The sequence below is a fragment of the Desulforhabdus amnigena genome, assembly GCF_027925305.1.
Classification (GTDB): domain Bacteria; phylum Desulfobacterota; class Syntrophobacteria; order Syntrophobacterales; family Syntrophobacteraceae; genus Desulforhabdus; species Desulforhabdus amnigena.
On record NZ_BSDR01000001.1, the window covers coordinates 1,140,951 to 1,156,038 of the forward strand.

Genomic DNA, 15,088 nt, shown 5'->3' on the forward strand with positions numbered 1-15,088 from the left:
GATCTCTTTTTTCGCTTTAGAAAGAAAGCTCATCATCAATTGACTTGCGGAAATCTGAGTGGCTTGCATTTTCTATCCTGCGTTCACAAGTGATTCTCAAGTCCCTGTTCGTTCATCGTTTGCGCTTTATAAAGCAAGAGAAATGCCAGGAGGGATTACAATCATTTTATGTATGAATTGCATGCAGATAGGACCATTGCTTGATCCAAAGCAAATGATACCGAACCGCGGCTCTGGAAAATTTTTCTCATTTCCACTCGCCATTGCTCATAAGGCCGGCATTGACCGCAGGACCTCGGAGGCCCAAAAGAAAAAACTCAAGAAAAGACTGACTCGTTGAATCCTGGTTTTGAGGAGATAGGACCAAAAGTTCTGTGTATCGGGGCAATCAAATCAATGGGTGGAAAGGACCTGAGAGATCTTCGCAGCTTTTTTGGTGTCCATATTGGCCAATATGTTCGCGGCGGCATCTGTATTCATGACTGAAATCACATTCACCACCAGTTGTTCATCCAAATTTTCCAATAACTTTGCAGCTTCTTTGGTTTTCATCGTTTCATAAATCTTGGCAAGAGAACGAATCTTGGCATTTTGATTGGCTTCTTTTTCACTTCTGAAATTCTGGATTTCCTTTTGTATGGCTGTAAGCTCCTGGAGCTTCTTTTCGATATCCCTTTCCATTTGCTGCAGATATTCCTGTCTCTGTTGAATCTCTTTTTCCTTGCGTTTCAGATCTGCCTCTTTTTGATCCAGGTAGGAAATTTTTTCTGCCGGCGAAACCGTTGCAACCGAAGTCGACTTGTTTTGAGAAGAAGACTGAGCCATCTTATTTTTCTGTTCTTCCGCAAGAACATCAGGAGCAGAGAGCCACTTGCGGTCCCATTCTTTCTCATTGCAGAAAAAACCGAAAGTGAGCGCAAGTTTGAGAGACACTACCCCCAACAGAATCCAAAAGATATTCCCCCACCAACCTTTCTCCTTCTTCTTGTGCGGTTTGGAGTCCGTTTTTTCGTTTTTAATCTTTTTCATGGAAGCCCTTTAGAATTGAGATTTCGTCCAGCTCTTTTTGCTCTTTGTGGGCCTGAAGATAGCGATGTTCCTGCAGCTCTTTTTCTTCAAGGCACTCTAACATTTTCACCGCCTTTTCACACTCGAGCAAAGCACCTTTTTTTTCCTCCACTTCCTGAGAGGCTTTCATTAACTCATTACGTAGATTTTGCAATTGTCGCGCCAAAGATGCTCCGTAATCCTTAAAGCAAAGATAAGCCGCCACATTCATTCCCCGGCTTTGATCATCTTCACAGAGTTTCGCATGATGAGCGATCTGTTGAATGATTTCCAATTCCTTACTTTTCAGTTCCTGGTAGCGACATTGAACCACAGCCAAATCACTTTGGCATTTTTTTAGATTGAATTGGCGCTGTTTCAAAAGGGCTTCGAAACGAAATTGGAAAATCATCACATTCCTAATAACTTATAATAATGAGAAGGTTAAGGACAACAGTCGGTCCGGAGATTTTAGATCGAGGCGAGGACGCCAGTCCCACAAGAGCGCCATCATCAACCATTGCGAGCATAAACCTGGAGAGCGAGTCGCTCTTGAAATCCCCATTTACCACGAAGGCACAGAGATCACGGAGGAATCCCACAAGAATTCCAAAATCTTCTCCGTGGTGAATAACGGGATATTAGAATCCGCCAACTCCCTTACAAATGATTCTATATATCTTCAGGAGAAGAGTTATGGAAAACCGGTAGTCATTCAAAAAGAGCTGCCAAGGAAGCCCGGGCTTCTTCAATAGTGCATTTTTCATCCACCGGCTGGCGCAGAAAATCATTGATTCTGTCTATCATATCGATCGCATAGTCCGTTTCGGCATGGCTTCCCCTGATATAGGCCCCGATATGGATCATATCTTCACTCTCGTTATAGCGGGAAAGAGTCCGGGTCAATTTGGCTGCCAGGAATTTATCCTTTTCGTTGTGCAACCTGCTCGCCAAACGACTGACACTCTTGAGAAGATTGATGGCGGGATAATGCCGTTTCTGAGTGAGAGACCGATCCAAAACGATATGCCCATCCAGAATAGAGCGCACACTATCCGCTATGGGGTCTTCCATATCCCCGCCTTCCACCAGAACGGAGTAAATGCCGGTAATAGAAGCCCTCTCAAAATTGCCCGCCCGCTCCAGAAGTCGAGGCAAGTGACTGAAAACACTCGGTGTATAGCCTTTTGTCGTGGGCGGTTCCCCGGCAGCCAGGTACACTTCCCGCGCCGCCATGGCAAACCGGGTAACGGAATCCATCATGAGAAGGACATCCCGCCCTTGATCACGGAAAAACTCGGCAATGGCACAGGCAACATATGCCCCTCGCATACGAACGGTCGCCGGTTGATCGGAAGTAGCCACCACAACGACGGAATGTTCCAATCCATCCGCTCCGAGTTCACTCTCGAGAAATTCATTCACCTCTCTGCCACGCTCTCCAATGAGGGCGATCACATTGACATCAGCGGAAGTATAACGGGCAATCATCCCCAGAAGAGTGCTCTTGCCCACGCCCGATCCTGCAAAGATGCCCATTCTCTGCCCTTTGCCGATGGGCAGGAGACTATTGATACTGCGTATGCCAACATCCAACTGCTCCTTGATGACAGGACGTTCCATGCAATTGGAGATGTCCCCCGAAAGGGGATAGGAAATTCCTTGCAGCAAGGGCCCCTTGCCGTCTATGGGTTCGCCCATGCCATCTATCACACGGCCCAGAATGGAGGGATGCAAAGAAATGGCGCTCGCCTGGTGATGGGGCTGCACGGTATCCCCCGGCGCAATCCCGCTGAGAGGAGTCAAAGGGCTTAACTTGAGCCGCTTCTGATTGAAGCCGATGACCTCGGCATAGATCGGTTTAAAACCTCCTGCCGGCAAAATCTTGCAGACGTCTCCCAATGCCGCCCTCAGGCCTGCCACTTCGACAATGTTGCCCACCAGGTAGACCACACGCCCGAACTTGCGCCACCTCGGAAAATCCTTGAAACGGGGAATCACCTGCCGCAATTTGAGATAGTCGTCATGCATTTTCGAGATCTTCGGCTTCCATACCGGCCAATTCACCTCTTAAAGCTTCCTCCAGCAGGGCGAACTGGGTCTCTATACCGGCATCCAGCACCTGGATTTCGCTCTCCAACCGACACCCCCCCGGCGTCATTCCGGCATCGGCCTTTACCAAAAACGACCTGGAAACCTGTTCCATCCACTTTTCAAAGGGTGTATTTTTCTTGAGCATATCCAAATCCCTGGGATTCAAATAGAGTATAAGGCTTTGATTTTCTTCCGCTTCATTAAGCAATGCCGTCATGAGCTGTGTCAAATTTTCAGGATTCATCGTCAGTTCTCTTTGAACGATACGCCGCACCATTGTGAGACAGGCATCGATAAACCACTGACGATAGTCCTTGAATACCCCGGCAGGCAAGGATCCCAACTGTTTCAAGATATTTTCAAGTTGTTCCTGTATGATGGATGCGCTTTTCCGTCCATACTCAAAACCATCCTTCTGCCCCTGCACGTACCCTTTTTCATAGGCGGTCTTTTCCAATTCCTGCGCGTGCCGCTCCGCTTCCAGCATTCGATTTCTAATGGCTTCCTCGAGGTCGTGCAACGCTTGGGAGGGCAAGTCATCGACATTCTCCGATTCACCTTCCAACCGGTCTTTTTCATCCTTCGCCACAAAAGAATTTCTTCCATCGACATCCATCTCGATTTCAGAAAAATCAAAACGCTGCAATGGAGCATTCTCGGAAGCTTTAATGATTTTAGACAAGCGAATCTCCACCATCCCGCCCCGCAAGAATGATGAGCCCTTCTTTTTCCATGCGCCTGGCGACGTTCAGAATATTCTGCTGAGCCGCCTCCACATCGCTCAAACGCGCAGGGCCCATGATCGCGAGATCTTCTTGGAGCATCTCTCCAGCTCGTTTGGAAAGATTCTTGAAAATCTTGCTTTTCAACTCCTCGGAAGCGGTCTTGAGCGCCAGGGTGAGCTCCTCGTTGGGAACCTCCTTGAGCAGTTCTCGAATCCCCTGATCATTCACAGCAGCCAGATCATCAAAAACAAACATGAGCTTTCGGACTTTTTCGGCGAGCTCCTCGTTGCGCTCCTCCATGGCTTGAAGGATATTCTCACCGGTCCGTTTGTCACAGTAGTTAAGAATTTCCGCCACAGTTGAAACACCCCCCAAAATGCGCTGACTGTCCTGGCCCACTGAAAGCAGTTCCTTTTCGAGGACTTCATCCACATCCCTGATGAGGTCGGGCGGCACCATCTCCAACTGTGCGATACGATTGATCACTTCAAATTGAAGGTTTTCGGGCAGGAAGTGAATGACCTGACCGGCCTTTTCATGCCCCAGGTGCGCCAGAATGACGGTGATCGTCTGGGGATGTTCGTTGCGAATGAAATTTGCCAAAACCTTGGCGTCTATTTCCTTCACATACTTGAAAGGTACCTTTTCCTTTTCCTTTTCAATCCGGCCCATCATGTCGGCGGCTTCATCCTTGCCGAGCACACTGGGGAGAAGGTTTCTAAGGAAATGACCGCCCGGAATGGAGACTTGATCCTCTTCTTCGAATTTCAAAGAAAACTCCTGCAGCAGTTCATCGGAGACCTCCTTTTTGACCCCCTTGATTTCTGCCATATGAATGCCGATACGTTTGATTTCCTCCTTGGTGAGATTCCTGAGGATCAAGGAAGAAGTCTCTTCACCCAGAGATAGAAGGACGATGGCGGCCTTCCGGGCTCCGTTCAGTTTATCCATGGCATTTAGACCTCCTCCTGCAACCAGGACCTGAGAATTTGCGCCGCCCTCTCGGGATCATTCTGAACCAGAGCCTGTGCTTGCTGCCGAAGTGTCAAGGGTTTCATCTCGGGAGGTTCAAGCATTTCAGCAGCGCCGGCATCCTGTCCGACCGGCAAGGCAGGAACAGAATCCGGCAAGCTCTCGGGTTCCTTTCCCAACTGTTGGAATTTTCGCATGAAGGGTCTGACAACGAAGAAGAAAATCAGGATCATAAGGAGCAGGTTCAACAGGATTCTTTGATTCTCTTTCACCATCTTGATCCACCTATTTTCAGGCATTCCCAAATCCTGCCCCGTATAGTCCACAGCAAAGGGAACATTGGAAACGGTTATCTGATCGCCGCGAGCTTCATCGTACCCCGCAGCCTTTTTGACCAGATCCTCCAGTGTCTTCATCTCTTCGGGCGAACGCCCCACAAAAACAGGACCGACCTTGCCCTCGCCATTTTCTTTCATTTCGTAAGGACCGTCCACCATCACCGCCACAGAGATGCGTTTGATGCTTCCCGGCGTGTACGTGATCTGACGAGTGACCCGGTTGATTTCATAATTGACCGTCTCCCGCTGTCGGTTGAACCCTTTTAGTGCCGGATTCCGACCGTCCTCCTGGGGTGAATTCTGCAACAGTTTGCTTTCAACATTGACGGGAACATCCGGATTGCCGCCGGGACCCAACTCCTTTCCCTGAGAATTTTCCGTACTCCTCTGCTGGCTGCGCACCACGGCACTGTCCGGATCATAGGTATCTTCCGCCACCTGAGTTCGGTTGAAATCCAAGTTAAGAGAAACGCGAGTGATGACTCTATTGGCTCCCAGGAGCTGCTCCAACATGGTCTGGACCTTGCGCCGCAGATCCTCCTCAAGATTCTTCTTGTACTCGATCTGCTGATCGCTCATGCCAAAGGAGCTTTCCGACGGGCTTTTCTTGAATATAATCTGACCGTCGGTGCTCAGGATGGTGATTCTGTCTTCCTGCAGTCCCTGCACTGCACCCGCCACAAGATTGACAATCCCCTGAACTTGCTGGGGTCCGAGGCGAGTTCCCGATTTCAGTTTCAAGACAACGGAGGCACTTGGAGGCTGCTCATCTTCCTTGAAAAGGCTTTCCTGCGGGAGGACCAAATGAACACGGCTCTCGGCCACCGCATCGATCTGATTGATGGTTCGAGCCAACTCCCCCTGCAGGGCACGCTGGTAATTGACCTTTTGGACGAATTCCGTGCTTCCCAGTTTTTGCTGATCAAAGATCTCAAAACCCATCCCGGCCCCTTTGGGAAGACCCTCTGTGGCCAGGGAGAGTCGTGTTTCATACACCAGGTCCTTGGGAATGGACACACGGTTGTTTCCTTCGAGCTGATAAGGTATTTTTTGCGCCTTGAGTTTTTCTACAACCTGACCGGTATCTTCTTGGGAAAGTCCGGCATAGAGGGTGGCATATTCTGTTTTATTGCTGTTAACGATCAAGAAGGCCAAGCTCCCGAGGAATACTAAAAGAGCCCCCGTATAGAGGATCTTTTGGGGAGTTGGAAGTCCCAGAAAGGCAGCCTTGCCCTTTTCAAAAAATCTGAGCAGGGAGTTCATAAAATGCTACAACCTTTCATCACGTGGCTCCATCAGAACTGCATTCGCATGATCTCCTGGTAAGCGGACAAAGCCTTGTCGCGCACCTTCAACATCATGCGCATGCCAAGATCCGCTTCTTCCAACTGAATCATTGTCTCATGAATGTTCGTTGCACCGTTTACCGCTCCCTCGCTCATAGCGTCATCCGCTACATGCTGCAACCGATCAACTTCCATGATCTTGGTCTTGAGCATATCGGCAAACCCTCCGGAGGGGCCTTGAGGGCTTTCCTGAATCGGAGCTACAATTCCGCCCTTGATTTCAGGCGAAAACGATGTAATGGGCGCCGTAGCCATCGTATCCCTTTCTTCTGTTTATTTGCCGATTTCCAATGCCTTGAGAGAGAGTTGTTTGGCTGTGGCCAGGGCACTCAAATTCGCCTCATAGGACCGCGTGGCATCCACCAGATTTGCCATCTCCTCGATGGGGCTGATGTTGGGCATCAGCACGATCCCGTCTTCATTGGCGTCGGGATGTGAGGGATCGTAAATTTCCTTAAAATCACGCCCGTCGGGAACGACGTCGACCACTCGAACCTTTTGAATGTCTTCCTGCATGAACAAATCGAGAGATTCATCGAAAGTGTCTGCAGAAGGCACACTCTCGTAGAGTACCACGCGACGCTCATAGGGTTTTCCATTCGCGGTGCGAGTGGTATTGGAATTGGCAAGATTGGACGAGAGGACATTCATATAGAGACGATTGGCGCTAAGTGCCGAAGCGCTGATCCTCATGGAATGATCAAAGTCCATTACATACCTCCGTCGCTTATGGCCTGTTTCATCATAGCAAACTTTTTGTTGAGCATCGTCACCATATATTGATATTCCACATTGTTCCTCGAAAGGTTCACCATCTCCCTGTCCAAATCCACTGCGCCTGTAGCAACGATTTCAGGCGATTTCATGGACATCCTGGAATCGGTCGGATCCACATGATCACTATCACTTTTCACCAGAGGCAAAGCATGGTCCTCCATGGCATTCCGAAGAGTATTCTCAAACGACAATTCCTTTGCAACATAGCCGGGAGTATTGAGATTGGCCAAGTTGCTCGATATCACTTTATGATTCAGAGAATTCAGGTTGAGACGGTCTTGCATCAACTCAACGGTTCGATCAAACATAACGGAATTTCCCATACGCTACCTCCCCCTTAAAAGTTTGCTAAAAATTTTAGCAATATCCATACCATTACAGGACACAAGGAGAGAGGCTTTTCAACAAAAATAAATGTATTCTTAATAAGATGGATCACCTCAAGGGGGAGTCTTGGGTTCCAAGGCGGGGCCGCCGATGAGTTCTCTGGAGGGGAAAGTAACCGGCCGGCATAAGTGAAGGCTCATGAGATGCAAAATGGAGCCTCCCGCAGCTGACGAAACCATGCATTTCGTCCTTGGAGGATGGCTATGGATTGACAAGGTGGCACCGGGAGGAATGAGAAATCTTCGGTTTCTTCCTTTCATGATGGGTGTTTCTGATCGTGGAGCATAAAACCGGCAAATTTTTCCGTATACCAAAGGATGGCGACAGAAGTCGGTTGGAACCCTCCTGATCTTCTCTCCTCCCCAATGCGTTTCGGGTGAGAATTTGCACGCAGATTTTGCATCGTAAACCAAGCTTCGCATAGTCATTTTTTTGACTATCGCTTCAGATGCTTTCCAGCCCTTCGCCCATCATTTGGTTTTGCCGGTACTCATTGAGCTTATTTCGAAGGGTTCGTACGCTTATTCCCAGTATTTCCGCAGCCCGCGTGCGATTGTCGTTGACGGCATCGAGGGTCTTGTGAATGAGACGCTTTTCCATTTCGCCTATGGTCATCAATTCCATATCCATATGGGAAGAGGTTTGCACCTGAGTTTCATGGTCAAAGATGACGCTTTCAGCATTCAGGACCTTTCCGTGAGTCAACAACACCCCTCTTTGAATCACATTTTCCAATTCACGGACATTCCCCGGCCAGGAATGTCCACGAAGCTTTTCAAGCGCATCGGACGCGATTCCTTCCACCGGAACATTGTACATGCCGCTATATTTCTGAACGAAGTGTTTGCTGAGCAGTTCCACGTCCTCAAGCCGACTTCGCAGGGGGGGAATTTTCAAGGGTATCACGTTTAACCTGTAATAGAGATCTCTTCGAAATTGCCCCCCGGCAAGAGCTCCTTCCATGGCGGCATTGGTGGTGGCGATCACTCGAACATCTATGGGAATCGGGTATTTTCCCCCAAGCCTGTCGACCTCATTTTCCTGAAGCACTCTCAACAACTTGGCTTGAAGCTGAACAGAAATCTCGGTTACCTCATCCAGCAACAGGGTCCCCTGATTAGCCAGTTCGAATTTGCCTTCCTTGGATTTGATGGCACCTGTGAAAGCACCCTTTTCATAGCCAAACAATTCACTTTCCAAAAGGTTTTCCGGGAGTGCTGCACAGTTCACTGCCACGAACGGTTTGTTTTTTCGGTCACTGTGCCAGTGAATATACCTGGCAAAAAGTTCCTTTCCGGTTCCGCTCTCCCCTTGGATGAAAACGGTAGCCTTGCTCAAGGCCACCTTTTTAGCAATGGTCTTAAGATGGATCATATTGGGATTCTGCGTCAGGAGTAAAGAATGTTTAATCGGTGGTTTTGAAATGGAATGAATAGTCTTGGATTCCAATAATTCCAATGTCTTGACCAGTTTTTGCCTGGGAATCGGCTTGACCCAAAAGTCGTGGGCACCGCTTTTCATTAATTGAACCGCGTCTTCCAGTCGTCCCTTATGCGTCATAGCAATTACGGGAATGGCATACTGTCGGCCCCGAACCGCTTCAATGATCTTCAACCCACTGACCGCAGAACCGTTAAGGTTGATCAGAACAAGATCGGGAGATTCTTTTCCGATGTAGTGCAAAGCTGGACCGACTGCATCCAAAACTACCGGTACATGCCCCTGTTCCCTGACACAATCAGCAAGCATCCGAGTTTCTATGGGATCATTTTCAACGATCAATACCACCATGTGACCACCCCGTTTGAACTCTTTTTATATTTTCCACAAGCTTACGCCGACTGTTCGCCGAATATCAAAATATCTTCAGCCCTTCTTCCTTGAGCTGTATGTAGTCCAGCTGCTGCTGCGCAGCAGTCTGCCAAAAGGAACTGCCCGACTTGAGGACCTGCGACAGCTTTTGAACCGCCTGCTGTTTGTCGCCGATCTGCAGGTAGAGGTTGGATATTTCATAATTCAACTGCCCTTTGAGGTCTTCCTCTTGAAGCAAAGAGAGAGCACTTTCCAGGCATTTGATGGCTTCCGCCGGCTGTTTTAGATTCTTGTGGCATCTGCTTTTCAAAAGGCAAAGCTGCGCCCGTTTGCCTGAATCTTCATCCTTCAGAAGCTCAAGCCCCTTTTGAATCCATGACAGGGCATCCGAATATTTTCCCGTTTCGATAGAACATTCAATATACATATTGACCCACTCAAAATCGTCTGGAGTAAGCTTTCTTTCTTTGGGAAAAATATGACCGAGCTGCTGAAGGGTTTCCGAGTATTTCCCTTGAGCAAAAAAAATTTTCGCCATAAGTTCATTTTTTTGACCTTCATTGTCTCCAGCGGGAATCCGCCGACAAAATTGAAGGGCCTTTTCCAACTTACCCATTCGAAAGCTACATTGGGCCATATTCAGCAAGCATTTTCCATTTTCCTTTCCGGTGTTTTCGAGAACAGTGTTGTAACACACCATTGCTTCCGGGTAGGATTGCAGTTCTTCATAGCTCCTGCCAATGATCGTGAAGACATCAAAGTCTTTCAGAGTTTGAAACATGGGAATATTTCCCTGGTAAAGTCCCAGAACCTTGTCGTATTTCTTTTGCTCGAAAGCTTGCCTGAGCATATCCAAGATCACTTTTTCACGAAGCGCTACAAACTCATTATGCAGAGCATCCGTCAAGCTGCCTTGGGGCCTATCCTCGATCAGCGACAAACTCTTCTCGAGATTTCCATTTTTCCACTCCCAGAGGGCAAGTTTGAATTGAACCAGACCATCCAATGGGGGTGAAAGCGATTTTCGTGAAAGTTCCCGATAGAGATAAATCGCCTCATCTTGAGCTCTTTTATCCCCAGCCTCCAGATATTCCGCCCTGCGGATACTGCCGATGGAGGCACCCTCCGAATCCGGATAATAGACCTGCAAATAACTGTAGAGCCTGTTCGCTAAACGTTCTTCATGCTGAGACAAAAGGGTTTCCATGATCTTTGCCAGAAGGAGGTCCCTATCGTCGGTATTCGATGTCAGGTTCATGTAATGAAGAAGGAATTCACGGCTATTGTCTTCGTATTTCAAGCAGGAAAGAGCCTGCCCCATATATTTCAGGATATCGGGTTTCCTGAGGTAGAATTGTTGATCGAGCTTGAGGCACTCCTGGAAAGCCTCGACAGCCTGCTGATGTTCCCCCACAAGGGCAAAATTTTGTCCGATGTAATAATATGCTTCAGCTTTTTCAGGCTGCGAAGTGGACCTCTTCAAGAGAGCCTTCGCCGTTTCAATGGCTTCCACATAATTTTTTTTCCCCCGATATATTTCTGATAGGCGCAGCCAACTCGCAGCCGCTGCAGGATCTTCAGGATATTCTTGTGTGACTTGTTTGAAATAGCCTTTCGCCTTTTCGACATTTTTTAAAGCAAGGTAGCACAACCCGACTCGATAGAGCGCCAAAGGGGTGCGCGAAGGAATCGAGCCTTCTTGAAGAGCCGAATTGTAGCGTTTAAGAGCTTCAGGACCATGATTGACAAGGTCATTCTGATGCATGAGGAAAAAGCTCTCGGCCAGACCATAAAGGGCCGTCTGCCGCTCCTTCCCCAGTGATGCCGTCTTCAGCAATTCTTCGTAAAGAGCAAATGCTTTGGCATTGTCCTTCTCTAAGAGGCATCGGTCGGCCTGCTGTAAAATCTCATCGGTTGAATCCCTCTTCTCATTCCCGAATTGCATGGAAACTTCATCAAGTGTTTTTGCCGCCTGGGAAGTCTCCAATGAAACGCTCACCTTGTCTGCGTCGCCCGGTTTCTTGCCGGAGATCTTTTTTGTTCCTTCTTTAGTGTCTGGAGTTGGGGCTGAGGTTTTGACCCGCTTCTCCGGAGTCTTTTGGGTAAAAAAGTCAAGCACCAGCCGATAATGCCCTTCTTTGTAGGGGCCGGCATCCAGGAATCCGGTTTGGACAGTCACGTGCGGTTCTTGAAAGGTGACTAGAATTTGCCCCTTCTTTTTCTGAAAGCTGACCTTTCGGATCCTGGAGGAATTGTCTTCAATCGTTCGTTCATTTTCCATGGTTGTCTGCAGTTTAGAAAACTGAATCGCAATACCCTTTTCCGAAGGAGGGCCGATTGAGGATGGACGCGGACCTTCTGCGTCAAAAACGAGACGCGTAAACGTATCGTGAAATCCCAGACGCATGTCCTTAATCTGAGTGGTTTGGGAATATGAGAGAAGGGTTCTCGGGGAAAACGCAATGATGCAAAATACCACCAGGCTCGTGGCTAAAGATATTTTTTCCCACGACCGATTTTTTTCCATAGCACTATTGCAACCCAACTTTCAGTCTGACGAAATGGCCTGAAGCACCGACACGGTTTTTTTACGCAAAGAACATGCCAATGATTTTGGGTTTGCACGGGAAGCACCGGGGAGAAGCAAACCAAGATGTGACAAGGCAGAAAAGATAGAAATCCCGCTCATTCATGAACAATGAGCTCGTCTATTTGTCGGGAGGGTCGGGACAACAAAGCTTCTTTTTTTTCATTTTCTCTATCAGGGTCGTACGGTTGAGGCCGAGCAGCTTGGCTGCCTGATTCTTCACTCCTCCGGCTTTTTTCAAGGCTTCAAGGATCAGGGAATTTTCCAACTCCTCCAGAGTCCCCTTGAGATCGATTCCTCCGCCTTCTATGCCGATGGTTGAAAAACTCGGCTTTGCCTGCATCTGTGCCATCCTTTGCGGCAAATCCTCCATTTGTATTTCATCCCCTTCCGTCAGAATGACCAAGCGTTCAATCGCATTTTCCAACTCTCTGACGTTGCCCGGCCAGCTGTAAGCTTGCATGGCAGACAAGGCGGCTTTTGAAATCCTTTTAAGAGGGATATCTTTCTTCTGACTGTGTTGCTTCAGAAAGTGCTGAATCAGCAAAGGGATGTCTTCGATTCGCTCTCTCAAAGGCGGAACACGAATGGGAATCACATTCAAACGGTAGAAAAGGTCTTCACGAAAACTCCCTGCACTCACCATCTTTTCCAGGTCTTTATTGGTGGCGGCAACAATCCGCGTATCCACCTGAATGGTTCGAGCCCCACCCACCCGTTCGAACTTTTTTTCTTGAAGAAAACGAAGCAACTTCACTTGGAGCTTTGGGCTCATCTCTCCGATTTCATCCAGAAAAATAGTTCCTTGATGAGCCAGTTCGAAACGCCCCAAATGCTCTCGATACGCCCCTGTAAAAGAACCCTTCTCGTGACCGAAAAGTTCGCTTTCAAGCAATTCTTCAGGGATCGCTCCGCAGTTGATGGGAATAAAGGGTTTGTCCTTGCGCTCGCTGTTGTAATGCACGGCATTGGCGATCAATTCCTTGCCCGTACCACTCTCTCCCGTAATCAGAATGGTGCTGTCCGTCCTCGCTACCCGCTCGATCATGCGGTAGATTGCCTGCATGGGTTCGCTCTTGCCGATAATTTTATCGAAACAGTACCTTTCCTTTAACTGTGAACGAAGCAAATCGTTTTCCGCTCGAAGCAACATCATTTCTTCGGCTCTTTTCAGAACAAGAAGAATCTCATCGGACTTGGCCGGCTTGGAAAGATAATCGAAAGCACCCTGCTTCATGGCTTCTACAGCGGTAGCGATCGTCCCAACGCCCGTTAACATGATGACATAGGTATCCGGCTGGTGTTTCATAAAATGCCCCAGCAGTTCCATGCCGTCCATACGGGGCATGGAAAGGTCCGTAATCACGACCTCAAATTTATTCTGCCGAGCTTTCCGAATCGCTTCTTGCCCATTTGAAGCCACATCGATTTCATAGCCGGCCTCTTTGAGCAGATCTGAAATCGCCTCCAAGGTACCGGGATCATCGTCGACGATTAATATTCTGAAAGGAAGTTTCATAAGAAATAGATTTCGAATTTTATGAATTTTTGGATGATTAAATACTCTCTTTCCACAACCGGATCAAAATATCATTCAAATCCCTTCCATGCGGAATCCTGTGCGACTTACGGATAGGAGGCACCATGCCCCGATGATGGCGCTTTCATTAACAACCTGAAGAGTAACGGATGCAGACTAACTTACACAAAAATCTCATCATTATCCACCCTATAATTTCTCCTTAGATCGGGCATGCCTCATCGCACATGCTTCCAGGACCCCAAAAATGGACCTGCATCAAATCTCCCTGTTGACAATTCAAGGTATATAGAAAGTATATATGATTTTAAAGGACTTAAGAAAAGGAGATTATTCGCCGTGCCGGTCACCGTGAGATCGCAGCAGGCAGTGTTTTTGCGTCATCATTTTTTTATTGGTGTGTGCTCCCCCGAATACAATCCACATTCAATTTATTCTGTGTTCTTTGCCCCTTTGTGATAGAAAAGGTTGCTCATAAAATTATCAGAATGCGAGAGATGGAAAAATGTTACCTCAGTTCAATGAAGATATGCTAAAGCTCCTTGCGGATGTCCATATCAGTATGCCCTGGAGGTTTCTGCCTCAATACCTGGAAATGATATTGCACTACCGTATGAACCTTGAAATAGGTTTTGATGCAAATCAACTGGATGCAGTCCCCCGCACAGAAATGAATGCCGTTGCATCAAAGCTGCAGAAGCGCGGTTGCCGCATCACTCTCCATGGCCCCTTCTGGGATTTGAGTCCAGGAAGTGTCGATTCACTCATCCGAAAGATATCGAAGCTGCGCCTCGATCAGTTTATGCGGATCTTTGAGATTTTTCGCCCCATCCAAGTCGTTTGCCATACGGGCTATGACCCAAGGCATCATGGAGGTCATCGGCAAATCTGGTTGGATCACAGCATGGGCACTTGGGAAGATCTTGTGAGGCAGGCAGAAAAGTTGGGTATCCCTCTCTTGCTGGAAAACGTTTGGGAGCACGATCCTCTTTTACACCAGGAAATTTTCAGACGGATCCCTTCCGCCTGCTTCGGATTCTGTTTGGATGTGGGACATCAAAACTGTTTTTCCAAGACATCCCTGGACCAATGGATTGAGGCCCTTTCGGATTTTTTGATGGAAATGCACCTGCACGACAACGACGGCACTCGAGATGCCCATCTGCCCATAGGACAAGGCAATATCGATTTTGTAACGCTCTTTCGGGTGCTGGAAAAGGCAGGAAAGAAACCGCTTTTGACATTGGAACCTCACCGGAAGGAACACCTTGTCGAAACCCTTGCGGGGTTGACGCAGGTGCTCGGCAAGAACCGGTGAGAGACTGTCTGAAAATTTTCCCCTTGAGGAAGGTAGGGGGTGTCAAAATTTGGCGAACCAGCCCCTCCTGGCCCCCTAAAGGGGGAATCAAAGCAGCTTCGGCTCCCAATCAGAGGAATTTTCAGACAGCCTTTGAGTCAATGCC

The 15,088-nt window shown here is 48.2% G+C and carries 13 protein-coding genes; 1 reads left to right on the forward strand and 12 read right to left on the reverse strand.

Annotated elements, in window-relative coordinates; translation table 11 throughout:
• Window positions 1-393: 393 nt before the first annotated feature.
• The 12 genes from QMG16_RS05045 to QMG16_RS05100 form a co-directional block, all read right to left on the reverse strand.
• Entirely contained in the window at window positions 394-1,029 is a 636-nt protein-coding gene (locus QMG16_RS05045) for a MotE family protein (RefSeq protein ID WP_281792669.1), read from the reverse strand.
• Window positions 1,016-1,459 carry a flagellar export protein FliJ gene (gene fliJ, locus QMG16_RS05050; protein ID WP_281792671.1) on the reverse strand — a complete coding sequence of 148 codons (444 nt, stop codon included), beginning with the start codon at window positions 1,457-1,459 and terminating at the stop codon, window positions 1,016-1,018. Before fliJ ends, QMG16_RS05045 begins: the two co-directional genes overlap by 14 nt.
• A 299-nt stretch (window positions 1,460-1,758) precedes the next feature.
• On the reverse strand, window positions 1,759-3,114 hold the full coding sequence (locus QMG16_RS05055) for a FliI/YscN family ATPase (protein WP_281792673.1): 1,356 nt from the start codon (window positions 3,112-3,114) through the stop codon (window positions 1,759-1,761).
• Window positions 3,071-3,823, reverse strand: a complete 753-nt coding sequence (locus QMG16_RS05060; RefSeq protein WP_281792674.1) for a FliH/SctL family protein — start codon at window positions 3,821-3,823, stop codon at window positions 3,071-3,073. Before QMG16_RS05060 ends, QMG16_RS05055 begins: the two co-directional genes overlap by 44 nt.
• Complete coding sequence (gene fliG / locus QMG16_RS05065) at window positions 3,816-4,817, reverse strand: flagellar motor switch protein FliG (RefSeq protein WP_281792675.1); 1,002 nt, start codon at window positions 4,815-4,817, stop codon at window positions 3,816-3,818. The genes QMG16_RS05060 and fliG overlap by 8 nt, the downstream gene beginning before the upstream one ends.
• Before the next feature lie 5 nt (window positions 4,818-4,822).
• Window positions 4,823-6,439 (reverse strand): flagellar basal-body MS-ring/collar protein FliF, encoded by a 1,617-nt coding sequence (gene fliF, locus QMG16_RS05070; RefSeq protein ID WP_281792677.1) that lies wholly within the window; start codon window positions 6,437-6,439, stop codon window positions 4,823-4,825.
• A 32-nt stretch (window positions 6,440-6,471) separates the two neighbouring features.
• Window positions 6,472-6,777, reverse strand: coding sequence for a flagellar hook-basal body complex protein FliE (gene fliE, locus QMG16_RS05075; protein WP_281792678.1), 306 nt, complete (start codon window positions 6,775-6,777; stop codon window positions 6,472-6,474).
• 18 nt (window positions 6,778-6,795) lie between these two features.
• On the reverse strand, window positions 6,796-7,233 hold the full coding sequence (gene flgC, locus QMG16_RS05080) for a flagellar basal body rod protein FlgC (protein ID WP_281792680.1): 438 nt from the start codon (window positions 7,231-7,233) through the stop codon (window positions 6,796-6,798).
• On the reverse strand, window positions 7,233-7,622 hold the full coding sequence (gene flgB / locus QMG16_RS05085) for a flagellar basal body rod protein FlgB (protein ID WP_281792682.1): 390 nt from the start codon (window positions 7,620-7,622) through the stop codon (window positions 7,233-7,235). Before flgB ends, flgC begins: the two co-directional genes overlap by 1 nt.
• A gap of 508 nt (window positions 7,623-8,130) precedes the next feature.
• A complete protein-coding gene (locus QMG16_RS05090) occupies window positions 8,131-9,477 on the reverse strand; it encodes a sigma-54-dependent transcriptional regulator (protein ID WP_281792684.1) in 1,347 nt (448 codons plus the stop codon).
• A gap of 64 nt (window positions 9,478-9,541) precedes the next feature.
• Window positions 9,542-11,779, reverse strand: a complete 2,238-nt coding sequence (locus tag QMG16_RS05095) for a tetratricopeptide repeat protein (protein WP_281792685.1) — start codon at window positions 11,777-11,779, stop codon at window positions 9,542-9,544.
• Window positions 11,780-12,206: 427 nt separating this feature from the next.
• Window positions 12,207-13,604: a sigma-54-dependent transcriptional regulator gene (locus QMG16_RS05100; RefSeq protein WP_281792686.1), complete on the reverse strand. Its 1,398-nt coding sequence runs from the start codon at window positions 13,602-13,604 to the stop codon at window positions 12,207-12,209.
• A 550-nt stretch (window positions 13,605-14,154) separates the two neighbouring features.
• On the opposite strand from QMG16_RS05100, the gene QMG16_RS05105 reads away from it, so the two are divergent.
• The gene (locus tag QMG16_RS05105; RefSeq protein WP_281792687.1) at window positions 14,155-14,943 is read left to right on the forward strand and encodes a sugar phosphate isomerase/epimerase family protein; all 789 of its coding nucleotides are present in this window, start codon (window positions 14,155-14,157) and stop codon (window positions 14,941-14,943) included.
• Window positions 14,944-15,088: the final 145 nt, after the last annotated feature.